Here is a 15,011-nt window from a genome sequence, read left to right on the forward strand (position 1 = left end):
GTGCCGGTGGGGGATCGGCCGCCGCCCATGGAGGAGGGCATGCGCCTGGGCGCCGCCAACCTCCGCAGGGCACTTCGCCGGTTGGGCACGGACCGGGCGCCGGTGCCCGGCACCTCGACGGTCGAGCTCTGCCTCGGTGCGCGGACCACCACCATGGTGGTGCACGTGCCCGAGTCGGCGGGCCCTCACCCGCCGGCCCTGATCGTGCTGCACGGCGCCGCGAACACCGGGGCCAGGATGCTGCCGTCCTTCGTCGGCATCAGCGAACGGCTGGGCATGGTGCTGCTCTGCCCGGACGCGCAACTGCTCGACGACGTCGTGGGGAAGCTGGACGTGAGCGGCGTCTTCGCCAAGCACTTCCGCCATCCGCGGTGGAGCGGCCGCGACGACGACTTCCCGGTGGCGGCCCTGCGTTGGGCTCTGGAGCACCTCGACGCGGACCCGGACCGTATCGTGCTGGCCGGCGTGTCCATGGGCGGGCTGGCGTGCTGGAACCTCGCCATGCGGGGGTGGCCGCGGTTGGCGGCGGCGGTGCCGATCAACGGCGCCCTGTCGATGTGGGAAGCGTTCGGCAGCGACCGGCGCACCCGCTTCCTGCTGGACAACGTGCTGCCGCTACCGCTGTTCGTCATCCACGGCGCCCAGGACAAGCGCATCCCCCCGCAGTTCGACCGGACCTCCGTGACGCAACTGCGCGAGGCCGGCCACCAGGCGCTGACCTACGTCGAGGTACCGGACGGCGACCATCCGCTCGGTTCGCTGCACTTCGAGGACGACGGCGAGCTGGTCGCGAGCCTGTCGGCCTGGTTGAGGGACCGCCGGCGGGAACCGGATGTGGCACGCGTGCGCCACCGCGCCCTCGACGACCGGCACGGCAGGGCCCACTGGGTCGCCCTGTCGGGTGTCGACCCGGCGGGCGCCGAGGTGACCGCGGAGCGCACCGACGACGACGCGTACGACCTGCGGGCCGAAGGCGCGGAGCAGGTCCGGCTCTACCTGACGAGTGATCGGCTCGACGCCGGGCAGCAGGTCCGCGTCGTGGTCAACGGCGAAACCTCGACCGTCCGCTTCCGTCCCAGTGTCGACACGGTGTTCCGTACCCACCGCCGGCACTGGGACCCCGCACTGACCGCGGAGGCGGTCGTGACCCTGGACGTGCCCGGTTCGCCGCCGCGTCCCCGTGACGATCCGGAGGAAGAAAGCCCCAGCGATGCTGACACGATCTGAAGTCCGACACGCGCTCCGGTCCGTCGGCGCGGACCAGGAGGCACTGTTCGCCGAGGCGAGCCGGCTGAGGGACGAGAACTTCGACCGGGCGGTGCTCCTTCGCGGGGTCATCGAGATCACCAACGTGTGCCGGGTGAACTGCGACTACTGCCCGATGCGGCGGGACAACCTCGGTCACCTGGACCGCTTCGTCATGAGCCCGCAGCAGATCCTGGAGCGCGCGGAGCACATCCGCGGCGCGGGTATCGACATCGTCCTGCTGCAGGGCGGCGAGACGCCGAGTCTCTTCCCCACCCTGCGCGAGGTCATACCGGCCCTGCGGCGCATGTGGGACGGCCAGGTGGAGATCCTGCTCAACCTCGGCAACTTCTCGCGCCGACAGTACGAGGAACTAAGGGAGTTGGGCGCCAACAGCTATATCATCAAGCACGAGACCAGTGATCCCGTGCTCTTCGAGCAGATGCGCCACGAGAAGCTGGACGCACGGCTGGAACGGATAAGGACCCTGCTGGACCTGGGATTCAAGGTGGGCACCGGACTCATCTCCAGCCTCCCCGGGCAGAGTCTGGAAAGCGTGATCGACGACATCGAACTCGTCGGCGAGTTGGGTGTGCAGATGTGCAGCGTGAGCCCGTTCGTCCCGGCTCCGGACACCCCGCTGATGCTCTCTCCCGCCGGCGACCTCCAGCTCGCGCTCAACGTCATCGCGACCCTGCGGGTCTGCTATCCGGGCCTTCTCATACCGTCGGTCAGCGCCCTGGAGAAGACCAGTTCGGGCGGGCAGTCCCTCGGTCTGGCCGCCGGAGCGAACGTGATGACCAGCAATTTCACCGGCGACGCCAACGCGGAGCGGTACCTGATCTACGGAAAGGAACGGTTCGTGGTCGGTCTGGATCACGTGCGGGCCGTGATCGACAGCATGGGGCTTGCCGTCCGAGGGTCGGCCTTCCTGCCCGAGGGGGCGGAGTGACGCCTGGGAAAGAACGGCGACCGCCCCTCGAACGGCGGCTGATCCTGTCCTTCGGAATCCTGTCGCTGGGCACCGGCATGTCCACCTCGGTGCTGGCCGTCTACCTGGTGCGGCAACTCCACGCGAGCGCGGGCGCCTTCGGTGTGACGATGAGCCTGGCGGCCTTGTGCGGCATGGTGTCCGGCCCGCTGGCCGGCCGGCTCGCGGACAACGGCAGCGCCCGACGCACGTATGCCGGGCTGGTCTGCACGATGGCCGTCGCCACCGGGCTGCTCGCGGTCGTGAACGCCTGGACGGCGTTCGTGCTGATCTGCCTGCTCTTCATCTGCGGTCGGGGCAGCGGCGCCGTCATGGGCGCGCTCGTCCGGCGTGAGGTACCCGCCGACCGTCGGGTGCGCTACCGGGCCATGGTGAAGACCGTGAGCAACGCGGCCATGCTCATCGGTCTGAGCCTGGGAGGCGTCGTCCTGTCGCTCGACTCGCGCCCGCTGTTCCGGACCGCCTTCGTCGTCGAGGCCCTGACCCTGTGTACCGCGGGCTTCCTCGTCGCCACCGCACCCCGCGGAACACCGCAGCCCCGGCCCGCCGACGCACCGAGCGGCCAGAGCGCCGGTGCGGGCGCGGCACCCGAACCGGGCAGGCCGGGACGCCGCATGGTCTACCGGGACGGCCGCTTCCTCGGTCTGGCGGGGCTCAACGCGTTCCTGCTGCTCTACTCGTCGGTGTTCTCCGTCGCCCTGCCGCTGTGGATCTCGGCCCAGGCGTCGTCACTGCTGTGGCTGGTCTCGGTCGTCTCCGCCCTCAACATCGGCGTCGTGCTGCTGCTACAGGTTCCGGTCTCCAAGAACCTGAGCGGCGCGGTCGCCGCGGTGCGGGCCGGGCGACGCGGCGGCATCCTGCTGGGCGCGGGCCTCGCGATGTTCGCGGCCGCCGGTGCCGTGCACGGCACCGGGCCCAAGGTGGCGGCGATCATCCTGCTGGGTCTGCTGGTGGCCGGCGGCGAAGTGCTGTACTCCGCCGCGTCCTGGGAACTCGTCTACACGCTCGCGCCCGCCGAGTCCGTGGGGGAATACCAGGGCGTCTACAACATGGGGCTGGACGTCAGCATGCTGGTCGCGCCCGCACTGTTCGGCTGGCTGGCCGCCGACCGGCACACCGCCGCATGGCTGGTGATGGCGGGACTCTTCGTCGCCTGCGCGCTGGCCCTGGGCCCGATCGCGGGCCGGGGCCCCCAGCCGGACCCCAGTGACGCGGAGCCGGACCGCGATGTGGCGGAGGCCGTCCGATGACCGCCCCCGGCGCACCGGCGACGCGGCGCGAACTGGCCGAGCTCGTCACGGAGGCGGGCGGCCGTCTCGACGACACCGGGATGGCGGAACTGCGGCCGCTGGTCGACGACTACGTCCAGCGGCTGGACTCCGCGGGTGCCGGTGAACGCGCGGTGATCGCGGTGACGCAGCAGCGGGCGGAGGACTTCTTCGCGGTCGTTCTCGCGGCCTGGCAGACGGACTCCGTACCGCTGCTGTGCGAGAGCCTGACGGACGCGCCGCTCGGTCCGCTCGGCGCGGAGCTGTCGCCGTCGGCGCGCGTGTGCCGGCCGGCGGGCTCCGACGTCGCGGCGGAAGGGGATTCGACCGCCGTACTCCACATGACATCGGGTTCGACCGGCCCGCCCAGGATCGCCAGGCGCAGTTGCGGCAGCGTGCTCAACGAGGCCGCCGGGTACCGCACACGGCTCCCGCTCGGCCCCGACGACACCGTGTACGTGCCGACACCGCTGACGCACTCCTACGGCTGGGGCATCGCGTTCGCCGCGCTCATGGCCGGCTCCCGGCTCGACGCGCGCCGCCTCGTGCACGCCCGACGGGCCGCCGCCCGAGCCGGAGCCGCGAGCGTCGTGGCGCTCACGGCCCCGACGGCCGACCTGCTCGCCGCCACGCCGGCGACCGCGTCCGCGGGGCCGCGGATCGCGATGGTCGGCGCCAGCCGCGTCAGCAGCGACCTGGACGAGCGGTTCGCCGCGAGGTTCGGCATCCGGCTCACCCGGAACTACGGGTGTTCGGAGACCGGCCCGACCTTCATCGGCTCGGCCGGACTGCCGGAAGGGGCCATCGGCACCCCCATGCCGGGGGTCACGGTGCTGGCACCGGACCCGGGAGCCGAAGGCGAGCTGCGCCTGCTGCTGGACGCGCCGGTCGAGGGCTTCCTGGGCGCGGCCGGTCCGCCCCGGACACGATGGGACACCGGCGATCTGGTGCGGCGGGGACGGGACGGCGTGGTGACGTTCGTGTCCCGGCTGCACCCCTCGGCCCGGCTCAACGACCGGACCGTGGACCTCGACGGACTGTGCCGCGCGATACGTCACGTACCCGGTGTCGTCGAGGTGGTTCCCGTCGTCCTGGTCCGCTCCGCCGGTGAGACCGAGGACCTGTACGCCGTCGTGCAGGGCGAGGGCGTCGACCGGGCCCAGGTGGAGCGGAGCCGTTCGACCTTCCCGGCCGGCACGGGCTCCGTCCGGCTGGTCCACTGCGACGAGTTGCCCGTGACGGCCGGCGGAAAGGTCGACCGGGCCCACGTCATCAAGCTCATCGACGCGCAATGGCCGGGACGATGAGCGGGCCCCCGCCGGACCGGGACCGGGCCCGGGAGACCACGCAGGCGATGGCCCGGATCGTCGCGGCCAGGCTCGAACGCAGCGGGGTCCGCGGAATCCCGGCCGACGCTCTGTCGGATGACCCGCGGCTCAGCCGGCTCGACTTCGCGGCGCTGGGACTCAACTCCGTCGACTGGATGGGCCTGGCGACCGAGGTGGAGGACGCGTTCGGGATCGAGCTCCCGGACGAGGTGCTGCTGGACCCGGAGCACCGCTCGGTCGCCGGATGGAGCGAGCACGTGCACCACCTGATCCGGCCGCGGACGGCCACCGCGGCTGAACCGGAGCGCGGCATCGACGACGATGCGCGCGGGAAGAAGGGCGATCCATGCGAATGACAGAGCGCGGCGAGCGCTACGTGGTGTACGACGACTTCCTCCCCCCGGAGGTCTTCGACCAGGCGGTGGAGCTGATGGAGCGCTCGGCGCTGGGCGAGACCGGAAGCGTGATCTCCGCCGAACTCGACGGCCCGGCCCACCGGACCCGGGGCACGCACTTCCCCGCGTCCATCGGCGAGACCGGGAGCAGTGGACGGCCCGCGGTGTTCACCCGCGTCACCCAGGCCGTGCGCACCGAGACCGGGCTGTTCGGCGCGGCCGGTACCGACTGGGACCGGCTCACCTTCACGTTCTGGCAGTACCCCGCCAACAGCCGGCTGGGCTGGCACAACGACGCCGGGCGCGGCCGTCGCGGGGAGTACATCGTCTATCTGCACCGCGAGTGGGACATCTCGTGGGGTGGTGAGCTGATGCTGATCGACCAAGAACCGCGCACCCTTCTCCCCGCGGCCGGCGGCGGGCCGGACCCGGAGGAGACCACCGCGAGCGGCTCCGCGGGCCTGGTGAACAAGATCCTGCGCACGTGCGAGCGGAGCCCGGTCGCCGTACTGCCGCGGCCCAACCGCCTGGTCATGGTGATGTCGGACACCCTGCACACGATCCGGAGGGTGGACCACACCGCGGGCGAGAACCGGCGCTGCTCGCTGACCGGCTTCGCCTACCTCAACAGGAAGTTCCAGCCGGATTCCGAGCGCAACCGGGATCTGGCCAGGAACTCCATCCTGAACAGCACGACCCCCTGAGGCGGGGGCGCAGGCCGGACGTCCGCAGGGTGTACCCGCATCCGTCACCACTCTCCCTCTTCCCTCTCCGGAGGAATGCCCGTGAACGCATCACAGCCCGCCGTCACCGACAGGCGGCGGTTGCATGTCGTGTCCCAGGAGCTGGCGCCGCGCAGGCTGGAGTCGGACGGCGCCGGACGGCGCTACGCGACCTTCGAGGTCCGGCCGCTGTCCCCGCTCATCGGCGCGGAGATCCACGGGGTCGACCTCGCCCGGCCGGTGGACGCCGACACGCTGACCGAACTGAGGGGGGCGTTCCTCGACTGGAAGGTCCTCTTCTTCCGCGACCAGACGCTCACCGGCCGTCAGCAGGCCGCGTTCGCCCGCAACTGGGGGGAACTCCAGGCGGCCCACCCCCAGCGCAGGGCCGAAATCGACGAAGTGGCGCGGCTGGAGCACGACCGGGACAACCCCGGAAGTGAGAACGTCTGGCACAGCGACGCGTCGTTCTACGAGGCACCGCCGCTCGGCGCCGTCCTGCGCGCCGTCGACCTGCCGCCGCTCGGCGGTGACACCTTGTGGGCCGACACGGCCGCCGCCTACGACGGGCTCCCGCAAGACGTCAAGGAGCGCCTTGAGGGGCTCCGGGCGGTCCACGAGCTTCCCGCGGCGAGCGGCAGCATCGCCGTCCTGCTCAGGAGCATCAACGCGCGGAGCGGCCGGCCTCCGGTCGAGCATCCCGTGGTGCGCACGCATCCGGAGACAGGTCGCAAGTCCCTCTACGTGAATGCCGCGTTCACCTCCCACCTCGTCGGTCTCCCCGACGACGAGAGCGAAGAACTTCTCGGCTTCCTGCTCCATCAGCTGTCCTACCCGGAGTACCAGGTGCGCTTCCGCTGGGAGGCAGGGTCCGTGGCCTTCTGGGACAACCGGACCACCGTTCACTACGGGGTCAACGACTACTTCCCGCAGCACCGTCTGATGGAGCGCGTCGTCATCGCCGGCGACCGTCCGGAGTGACCGGGAGATCGAGGAGGGGGTCGAGGAGGGTCGAGGAGGCGTTCACCGTCCTGTGACGAGGCCGATGTCGTAGGCGAGGATCACGGCCCGTACGAGCGACCACCGGCCGCGCCCACCCACCTGTTCCGGCTGCCGGTGATCCGCCGCGCGACGCCGGGGACCGTCGCGACGGGTCGCGCGCGTATCCGCGCCCGGTCGCCTTCTCGTCACCCGCAGATCGCCTGCCGCTCACCCTGGCTCGGCAAAGTTGGCTGTACAACTTGACCGACCCGACCCACCGAGGGGAACAGCATGGCGGCGCAACCAGCGGTCGTACCTGCCACTCGTCACCTGTCCGCACGGATCAGGGCCCTGCCGGCGGCCTGGCTGCGGGACAACTGCCCGTGCCCCGAGTGCCGCGATCCGCGCACCGGCCAGAAGCTCTTCCAGATCACCGATCTGCCGCGGGGACTCGCCGTCGAGGAGGTGGTGGAGCCGGGCCCCGACTCGCCCTGCGTAGAGGTCGGATGGGCACCGGACGGCCACCGGTCCCGCTTCACCGTCGGCTGGCTGGACGCCCACCGCCCCGCGGACTCCCCCCTCACCGGCGACCGGCGCACCGAGACGGGGAAGGAGCTGTGGAGCGCGGCGGATCTGGCGGGGCGCCTGCCGGAGGCGGCCTGGGACGACTACCTCGCCGACCCGGCCCGGCGCGCCCGCGTGCTCGAAGCGTTGCAGCGGCTGGGCTTCGCCCTGCTGCGCGGGGTGCCGGTGCGGGAGGGCCAGGTACTGGCGGTCGCCGAGACCTTCGGCCACGTCCGGCAGACCAACTACGGCCGGCTCTTCGACGTCAGGGTCGAGCCGGACCCCAACAACCTCGCCTTCACCTCGGCGCGGATCACCCCGCACACGGACAACCCCTACCGCGACCCGGTCCCCACCGTGCAGTTGCTGCACTGCCTGGAGAACTCCGCGTCCGGCGGCGACTCCGGGCTCGTCGACGGCTTCCACGCGGCGGCGCTGCTGCGGGCGGAGGACCCCGAGGCGTTCGCGGTGCTGACCGGTACGCCCGTCCCGTTCGTCTTCCGCGACGACCGCACCGAACTGCGCGCGGACCGCCCGCTGATCGAGGTGGACGCGCGCGGACGGATTCGCGAAGTCCGTTTCAACAACCGGTCGTTCGGCACGGTACGACTCCCCGCGGCGGAGCTGGACGCGTTCTACGCCGCCTACCGCGCCTTCGGCGAACTCCTGCTCCGGCCCGGCCTGCAACTGGACTTCCGGCTGGCCCCGGGCGACTGCCTGGTCTTCGACAACACCCGCCTGCTGCACGCCCGTACCGCGTTCGCGCAGGACGGCTCCCGGCACCTGCAAGGCGCGTACGCCGACCTGGACGGGCCGGCGAGCTGCCTCGCCGTACTGCGCCGGGCGGATTCGCCCGCCTTGCTGGCCGAGCTCTTCGACGGGGCCGGGGCGGCGGAGTACCTGGGCGAGGAGGTCACCATGGCCGCGCACATGCTCCAGGCGGGCGCGCTGGCCGAAGCCGCGGGCGCCCCGCCGCACCTGGTGGCGGCGGCCCTGCTGCACGACGTCGGCCACTTCGGCGAGCACGCGACGGGCGCCGAAGCGGGAGCGGACGCCGACGCCGACGTCACGGAGTACGGCGACACCCGGCACAGCCACACCGGCGCCGACTTCCTCGCCCGCTGGTTCGGCCCCGAAGTCACCGAACCGGTACGGCTGCACGTCGCCGCGAAGCGGTACCTGTGCACGGTGGAGCCGGGCTACCGGGAGGGCCTGTCCGCCGCCTCCGAGCACACCCTGCGGCTCCAGGGCGGCCCCATGACCGACGCGCAGGCCGCCGCCTTCGCCCGCCGTCCGTACGCGGCCGACGCGGTGGCCGTACGCCGCTGGGACGAGCAGGCCAAGGAACCAGGCGCCGCCACACCGGAGTTCGGCCACTTCCTGCCGCTGCTCACCTCGCTGCTGCACGGGTAGCGCCCTGGCCACGGGGGGCGCCGCGCCGGGGTCGGGGCGTACGGCCCGGCGGGGTCAGGGCGTACGGCGGTGGCGACGGCCGAGCGCCGACGCGGCTATCGAGTTGTGCACCGTGAACGCGACGGTCCCGGGGAGGTAGCGGTCCTCCGACCACTCGACGGGCGCCCCGACCGGGTCGGTGGAGCGGCGGCGCTCGCGCAGCAGCGCCTGCCCCTCGCCGCATTCCAGCAGCCGGGCGTCGTCGGTGTCGGCGAGCACGAGGTCGATGGTGTGGTCGGCGTCGGCGAACACCACCCCCTGCTCCTGGAGCGGTTCGGTGTGCGAGACCGCGTCGGTGGGAATGCGGGCCACCAACTCCCCCACCCACACCGGGTAGACGCTGCGTTCGACCATCACCGGGCGGCCGGACAGCGTCCGCACCCGCAGCACGACGACGACCTCCGCGCCCGGTTCCAGGCGCAGTTGCTCCCTCTCCCGCGCGTCGGCGGCCCGCCGCTCGATCCGCTCCACCCGCCCGCCGGGCTCCTCGCCCACCGAGCGCGCCCAGCTGGTGAAGCTGACCAGCTCCGCGAAGCTCTGCACGCGCGTCGTGGCGAGCACCACCCGCCGGGTGCCGCGGCGGGAGGTGACCAGGCCGTCGGCGCGCAGCGACCCGAGGGCCTGCCGGATGGTGCCGCGGGAGACGCCGTACCGCTCCGCCAGCGCGCTCTCGGCGGGGAGCTTGCCGCCCGATCCGTACTCGCCGGCGGCGATCGCCTCGCGGAGGTCGGCCGCGACCTTGCGATAGAGCGTGCCCTTCGCCGGCACCGCGCTGTCACCTTGCAACGTCGCTCCTCGTCACCGCGCCACGGTCGAGCCCTTCCGCTCCGCTGGACCCTATCTGCTCTCCGTCACCAGGCGTCCCCCGCGACGGACCGCCGGCGCCGGCCGGACGCCGACATTTCGCCACCGTCTCCCGGCCGTCGCCGTGCCGTTCACCCGCCGGACACGGGCGTCGGGCGTACTGGCGAAAGTTGTACAGCCAACCTCGGCGTTCGTTCCGTCGGCGGTCATCCGACCCGCCCTCCGCGCGCCGCTCCCCAGGAGGAATCCCGTGACAGTCCCTCGTGTCCGCGTTGCCGCCATGGCCGCCGGGCTCACCGCCGCGGCGCTCGCCCTGACCGGGTGCGGCTCCGCCTCAGGCACCGCGGCCTCCGCGGGCGGCAGCGGCAAGAGCGCGGCGACCGCCGCGTCCGCGGCGGACTTCGGCGGCATGCCCGCCCTGGTCGCCGCCGCCAAGAAGGAGGGAACGCTCAACGCCATCGCGCTTCCCCCGGACTGGGCCAACTACGGCGCCGTCATCAGCGCCTTCGAGAAGAAGTACGGGATCAAGGTCTCCGACGAGAACCCGGACGGCGCCAGCCAGGACGAGATCACCGCGATCACCTCGCGCAAGGGCCAGGGCCGCGCCCCCGACGTGGTCGACCTGGGCAACTCCTTCGCGCTGAAGGCCGCCTCGCAGGGCATCCTCGCGCCGTACAAGGTCGCCTCGTGGGACGACATCCCCGCCGCCCAGAAGGACCCGGGCGGCCTGCGCTACGACGACTACGGCGGCTACGTGTCCATCGGGTGCGACGCCAAGGCGGTCAAGGAGTGCCCGACCACCTTCGCCGACCTGCTCAAGCCGCAGTACAAGGGCAAGGTCGCGATGAACGGCGACCCCACCAAGTCGGGTTCGGCGTTCGGCGGCGTCTACGCGGCCGCGCTGGCCAACGGCGGCTCGCTGGACGACATCCAGCCCGGCCTGGACTTCTTCCACAAGCTGAAGGCGAACGGCAACTTCAACCCGGTGGAGTCCACGCCGGCGACGGTCGAGAAGGGCGAGACGCCGATCAGCATCGACTGGGACTACCTCAACGCCGGCTACGCCAAGGAGTTCGCGGGCAAGGGCCTGGACTGGCGGGTGGCCGTGCCGGCCGACGGCCAGTACGCCCAGTTCTACAGCCAGGCGATCAACAAGTACGCCCCGCATCCGGCGGCCGCCCGGCTGTGGGAGGAGTTCCTCTACAGCAGCGAGGGACAGAACCTGTGGCTGCGGGGCTACTCCCGCCCGGCGGAGCTGCCGGCCATGACGCAGAAGGGCACCGTGGACAAGGCCGCCGCCGCGAAGCTCCCGGCGGTCTCCGGCAGCCCGCGGTTCCCGACCACGGCCCAGGTCGACGCGGCGCAGAAGACCGTGCTCGCCGGCTGGGCCAAGGCCGTGAGCTGACCGGCACCATGACCACGGCTCGCGCCGCGACGCCGTCCCCCGCCGCCGGCTCCTCCGCTCAGGAGGCCGGCGGCGCCGGGACCGCTGCCGCCCCCACCCCCCGCAAGGCCACCTCCCGCAAGGCCACTTTCGGCAAGGCCACTTTCCGCAAGGCCGCCTCCCGCAAGGAGTCCTCCCGGAAGGCCGGCCCCCGCCGCCGGCCGCGCGCCGCCGGATGGCTCGCCGTCCTGCCGCTGATCGTCTTCGTCCTGGTGGTCTTCGGGCTGCCGGCCTTCGCGATCGTCACCAACGCCTTCAGGACGTCGGCCGGCACGCCCGGCGGCCGGCACTGGACCACGGACAACCTCAGCCAGTCGGTGCACGGCGCCTACCTCACCGCGCTGTGGGGCAGCGTCAAGCTCTCCGCCCTGACCGCGGCCGTCGGCGTGCTGGCCGGCCTGCCGCTCGCGCACGCCGTCGTGACGTCGCGCTTCCGCGCGCTGCGGGAAGGCGTGCTCGCCGCCTCCGGCGTGCTGGCCAACTTCGGCGGCGTGCCGCTCGCCTTCGCCTTCGTCGCCACCCTCGGCAACTCCGGCGAGCTGACCCGCGCCCTGAACCTGGGCGGGCACGGCTGGAGCCTGTACTCCTTCACCGGGCTGAGCGTCGTCTACCTGTACTTCCTCGTGCCGCTGATGGTGCTCACCATCACCCCCGCGCTGGACGGCCTGCGGGCCCAGTGGCGCGAGGCGGCACAGAACAGCGGCGCCACCAGCCGCCAGTACTGGCTGCACGTCGCCCTGCCGGTCCTCGCCCCCTCCCTGACGGGCGGCTTCGTCCTGCTCTTCGGCAGCGCCTTCGCCGCCTACGCCACCGCGGCCGCGATCGTCGGCAGTTCCGTGCCGCTGATCACCCTGCAGATCGCCAACGCGCTGTCCGGCAACGTGCTGGCCGGGCAGGGCAACGTGGCCCTCGCGCTGAGCCTGGACATGATCGTGATCGCGGGCGCGGTGATGGCCCTGTACATCCCCCTCCAGCGCAGGAGCGCACGATGGCTGCACTGACCCCGCCGGCCACCGGCGCCGCCCGGCCCGCGCGGGCACCCGGCGGCCGCCGCCGGCCCCGGCTGTGGCGCGGGGTCGTCGGCCTCGTCGCCGCGCTGTACTTCCTCGGCCCCATGGTCTTCTCGGTGCTCTTCACCGTGGACGTCCCCGGCCAGGGCCTGACCTTCGGCTCCTACCGCGGGATACTCGGCGCCGAGGGCTTCGGGAGCAGCCTGCGGCTGACCCTGGAGCTGGCCGCGGCCACCACCGCGGTGACCCTGCTGCTGCTCGTGCCCGCGCTGATCGCCGTGCGCCTGACCGCTCCCCGGCTGCGGGTGCTGGTGGAGGTGCTCTGCTCGCTGCCGCTGGTGGTGCCCGCGGTGGCGCTGACGGCGGGCATCAGCTCGGTGTTGCAGTGGGGTCCCGACGACTTCGCCGACACCCCGCTCTTCCAGACCTTCAACGCCGTGCAGAACCCCGGCTTTCCGGTGGTCCTGCTGCTCGCCTACGTACTGATGGCCCTGCCGCTGGCGTACCGGACGCTGGACGCCGGGCTGCGCGCGGTCGACCTCACCACCCTGGTCGAGGCCGCCCGCAACTGCGGGGCGAACTGGCCGCGCGCCGTCCTCCAGGTGGTGCTGCCGAACCTGCGCGGCGCCCTGCTGAACACCTGCTTCCTCACGCTGGCCCTGGTGCTGGGCGAGTACACCGTCGCCTCGATCCTCGGCTTCCGGCCGTTCGCGGTGTGGATCGTCTCCCTCGGCGGCAGCAACGCGCAGATGTCGGTGTCGGTCTCGGTGCTCAGCCTGGTCCTCACCTGGGTGCTGCTGCTGGTGCTCGCCGCCGCCGGGCGCGGCCGATCGGCCCGTACCTCCGCCGGCAGCCGCGACACCCGTACCTCCCGCAGCAAGCGGAGCGATCGCGGCCCCCGCGGCGCCCGCACCGCACCGACCCCCACCGCCGAGGAGAACTCATGACCGCCACCACCGCGGCCGCCCAGGCCGCCGCGCACGCGCCGGGAACCGGCGGCGCCACCGTCGAACTCCGCGGCCTGCGCCGTACGTTCGGGAGCACGGTGGCGCTGGACGGGCTGGACCTGTCCGCCGGGCCGGGCGAACTGCTGGCGCTGCTCGGCCCGTCCGGCTGCGGCAAGACCACCGCGCTGCGCATGGTGGCCGGTTTCGAGCATCCGGACGCCGGCGACGTGCTCGTCGACGGCGAGGACATCACCGGCGTGCCCGCCCATCGGCGCGGCGCGGGCATGGTGTTCCAGTCCTACAGCCTCTTCCCGCACCTGACCGCCGCCGGGAACGTCGCCTTCGGGCTGCGGATGCGGGGCGCCGGCAAGGCCGAACAGCGCGGCCGGGCAGGTGAGTTGCTGGACCTGGTGGGCCTGGCCGACCTCGCGGGGCGCTACCCGCACCAGCTGTCCGGCGGGCAGCAGCAGCGGGTCGCGCTGGCCCGCGCGCTGGCGCTGGAACCGCGCGTACTGCTGCTCGACGAGCCGCTGTCCGCTCTCGACGCCAAGGTCAGGCTGGCGCTGCGCGAGGAGATCCGCCGACTCCAACTCGACCTGGGGATCACCACGTTGTTCGTCACCCACGACCAGGAGGAGGCGCTGTCGATGGCCGACCGGGTGGCCGTCCTGCGCGCCGGGCGGCTCGAACAGGTCGCGTCCCCCGCGGAGTTGTACGCCCGCCCGGCCACCGCGTTCGTCGCGGAGTTCGTCGGCACCATGAGCCGCATCCCCGCGGCCAGGGCCGGCGGCGGCCCCCAGGTCGAGGTGCTGGGCGCACGGCTGCCGGTGCAGGGCGAGCTGCCCTCCGACGGCGAACTGGACGCCCTGGTACGGCCCGAGGCCGTGCGGGTCACCGCCGATCCGCGCGGGGCCGCGCTGGTGGTCGCCGCCTCCTTCCTCGGCGCGGTCACCCGGGTCACCGTGCGCCTCCCGGACGGCACCGAGGTCAAGGCCGACGTGCCCACCGAGCGCGCCGCCGCCTTGCCGCTGGGCTCGCCGGCCGCGCTCACCCTGCCCGAGCGTCCCGTGCTGGTGGACCGCCGGACCGCCTGACCCGCTCCCGGCCGACTCCGAACTCCCCCTCCAGGAAGGGCATTCGTGCACTCCCGTACCGTCCGGCTCCGTCCCGCCGCCGTCCTGTTCGACATGGACGGCACCCTCGTCGACACCGAGCACCTGTGGTGGCGGGCCGTCACCGAGATCGCCGACCGGCTCGGGTACCGGTTGACCGACGCCGACCTGCCGGAGGTGGTCGGCCGCCCGGTCGGGCACACCGCCGGGTACCTCCACCGCGTCGTCGGGCCGGCCGTCACCGAGGCGAGGATCGCCGCGGAACTCGACGACGCCTTCGCCGCACGCGTGGCCGGCGACGTACGGCCGCGGCCGGGCGCGCTGCGGCTGCTGGCGGAACTGCGGGACGCCGCGGTGCCCGCCGCCCTGGTCACGGCGTCCCCCCGGCGGGTGGTCGACCTGGTGCTGCGGACGCTGGGGGCGGACTGGTTCGCGCTGACCGTGGCGGCCGAGGACACCGCCCGCCCCAAGCCCGACCCGGGACCGTATCTCGCCGCGGCGGCCCGGCTCGGGGTGCCGCCCCGGACCTGCGTCGCGGTGGAGGACAGCCCGCCCGGCCTGGCCTCCGCGCGGGCGGCCGGCTGCCGGGTGGTGGCGGTACCGTCCACGGTGCCGCTCGCGCCGGGGGCCGGCGTCCTGGTGGTCGGGAGTCTGGAGGAGGTCGACCTGGCGCTGCTCTCCTCGCTCGACGCCGCCGGGGTCTGATCCCCGCCGCACCCGCCGCCCGCCGCCGGGCCCGACCAGCTCC

At 73.0% G+C, this 15,011-nt stretch carries 14 protein-coding genes; 13 read left to right on the forward strand and 1 reads right to left on the reverse strand.

The annotated features are described in order from the left end of the window. Nucleotides 1–39: 39 nt before the first annotated feature. From OG896_RS11170 to tmpA, 8 genes are all read left to right on the forward strand, one after another. A complete protein-coding gene (locus OG896_RS11170) occupies nt 40–1,227 on the forward strand; it encodes a CocE/NonD family hydrolase (protein ID WP_329364610.1) in 1,188 nt (395 codons plus the stop codon). Then, on the forward strand, nt 1,211–2,197 hold the full coding sequence (locus tag OG896_RS11175; RefSeq protein WP_329364612.1) for a biotin synthase BioB: 987 nt from the start codon (nt 1,211–1,213) through the stop codon (nt 2,195–2,197). The genes OG896_RS11170 and OG896_RS11175 overlap by 17 nt, the downstream gene beginning before the upstream one ends. Next, a complete protein-coding gene (locus tag OG896_RS11180) occupies nt 2,194–3,486 on the forward strand; it encodes an MFS transporter (RefSeq protein WP_329364614.1) in 1,293 nt (430 codons plus the stop codon). Before OG896_RS11175 ends, OG896_RS11180 begins: the two co-directional genes overlap by 4 nt. Beyond that, entirely contained in the window at nt 3,483–4,811 is a 1,329-nt protein-coding gene (locus tag OG896_RS11185; protein ID WP_329364616.1) for an AMP-binding protein, read from the forward strand. The genes OG896_RS11180 and OG896_RS11185 overlap by 4 nt, the downstream gene beginning before the upstream one ends. Then, a complete protein-coding gene (locus tag OG896_RS11190) occupies nt 4,808–5,188 on the forward strand; it encodes an acyl carrier protein (protein ID WP_329364619.1) in 381 nt (126 codons plus the stop codon). Before OG896_RS11185 ends, OG896_RS11190 begins: the two co-directional genes overlap by 4 nt. Continuing rightward, the gene (locus OG896_RS11195; RefSeq protein ID WP_329364620.1) at nt 5,179–5,931 is read left to right on the forward strand and encodes a 2OG-Fe(II) oxygenase; all 753 of its coding nucleotides are present in this window, start codon (nt 5,179–5,181) and stop codon (nt 5,929–5,931) included. Before OG896_RS11190 ends, OG896_RS11195 begins: the two co-directional genes overlap by 10 nt. An 81-nt stretch (nt 5,932–6,012) precedes the next feature. Then, entirely contained in the window at nt 6,013–6,930 is a 918-nt protein-coding gene (locus OG896_RS11200) for a TauD/TfdA dioxygenase family protein (RefSeq protein ID WP_329364622.1), read from the forward strand. 291 nt (nt 6,931–7,221) lie between these two features. Continuing rightward, nucleotides 7,222–8,907, forward strand: a complete 1,686-nt coding sequence (gene tmpA, locus OG896_RS11205; RefSeq protein ID WP_329364624.1) for a 2-trimethylaminoethylphosphonate dioxygenase — start codon at nt 7,222–7,224, stop codon at nt 8,905–8,907. Between the two features lie 54 nt (nt 8,908–8,961). Here tmpA and OG896_RS11210 read toward each other — a convergent pair whose 3' ends face one another. Continuing rightward, complete coding sequence (locus OG896_RS11210; RefSeq protein WP_329364626.1) at nt 8,962–9,732, reverse strand: GntR family transcriptional regulator; 771 nt, start codon at nt 9,730–9,732, stop codon at nt 8,962–8,964. 298 nt (nt 9,733–10,030) lie between these two features. Here OG896_RS11210 and OG896_RS11215 point away from each other — a divergent pair, with 298 nt between their 5' ends. Genes OG896_RS11215 through OG896_RS11235 form a run of 5 tightly spaced genes read left to right on the forward strand, consistent with a single transcriptional unit; the run spans nt 10,031 to nt 14,968 of the window. Continuing rightward, a complete protein-coding gene (locus OG896_RS11215) occupies nt 10,031–11,155 on the forward strand; it encodes an ABC transporter substrate-binding protein (RefSeq protein ID WP_329373895.1) in 1,125 nt (374 codons plus the stop codon). Nucleotides 11,156–11,163: 8 nt separating this feature from the next. Further along, complete coding sequence (locus OG896_RS11220; protein ID WP_329364628.1) at nt 11,164–12,195, forward strand: ABC transporter permease; 1,032 nt, start codon at nt 11,164–11,166, stop codon at nt 12,193–12,195. Further along, a complete protein-coding gene (locus OG896_RS11225) occupies nt 12,183–13,151 on the forward strand; it encodes an ABC transporter permease (protein ID WP_443057000.1) in 969 nt (322 codons plus the stop codon). The genes OG896_RS11220 and OG896_RS11225 overlap by 13 nt, the downstream gene beginning before the upstream one ends. Next, nucleotides 13,148–14,245: an ABC transporter ATP-binding protein gene (locus tag OG896_RS11230; RefSeq protein WP_329364630.1), complete on the forward strand. Its 1,098-nt coding sequence runs from the start codon at nt 13,148–13,150 to the stop codon at nt 14,243–14,245. Before OG896_RS11225 ends, OG896_RS11230 begins: the two co-directional genes overlap by 4 nt. A 45-nt stretch (nt 14,246–14,290) precedes the next feature. Further along, nucleotides 14,291–14,968, forward strand: a complete 678-nt coding sequence (locus OG896_RS11235) for an HAD family hydrolase (RefSeq protein WP_329364631.1) — start codon at nt 14,291–14,293, stop codon at nt 14,966–14,968. The last annotated feature ends 43 nt before the right edge of the window (nt 14,969–15,011 follow it).

The organism is Streptomyces sp. NBC_00669 (assembly GCF_036226785.1).
GTDB lineage: Bacteria > Actinomycetota > Actinomycetes > Streptomycetales > Streptomycetaceae > Actinacidiphila.

Coding starts and splice junctions, on each gene's coding strand:
- OG896_RS11170 (WP_329364610.1), top strand. CDS start 40: ATGCGCCTGGGCGCCGCCAACCTCCGCAGGGCACTTCGCCGGTTGGGC.
- OG896_RS11175 (WP_329364612.1), top strand. CDS start 1,211: ATGCTGACACGATCTGAAGTCCGACACGCGCTCCGGTCCGTCGGCGCG.
- OG896_RS11185 (WP_329364616.1), top strand. CDS start 3,483: ATGACCGCCCCCGGCGCACCGGCGACGCGGCGCGAACTGGCCGAGCTC.
- OG896_RS11190 (WP_329364619.1), top strand. CDS start 4,808: ATGAGCGGGCCCCCGCCGGACCGGGACCGGGCCCGGGAGACCACGCAG.
- OG896_RS11195 (WP_329364620.1), top strand. CDS start 5,179: ATGCGAATGACAGAGCGCGGCGAGCGCTACGTGGTGTACGACGACTTC.
- tmpA (WP_329364624.1), top strand. CDS start 7,222: ATGGCGGCGCAACCAGCGGTCGTACCTGCCACTCGTCACCTGTCCGCA.
- OG896_RS11215 (WP_329373895.1), top strand. CDS start 10,031: ATGGCCGCCGGGCTCACCGCCGCGGCGCTCGCCCTGACCGGGTGCGGC.
- OG896_RS11220 (WP_329364628.1), top strand. CDS start 11,164: ATGACCACGGCTCGCGCCGCGACGCCGTCCCCCGCCGCCGGCTCCTCC.
- OG896_RS11225 (WP_443057000.1), top strand. CDS start 12,183: ATGGCTGCACTGACCCCGCCGGCCACCGGCGCCGCCCGGCCCGCGCGG.
- OG896_RS11230 (WP_329364630.1), top strand. CDS start 13,148: ATGACCGCCACCACCGCGGCCGCCCAGGCCGCCGCGCACGCGCCGGGA.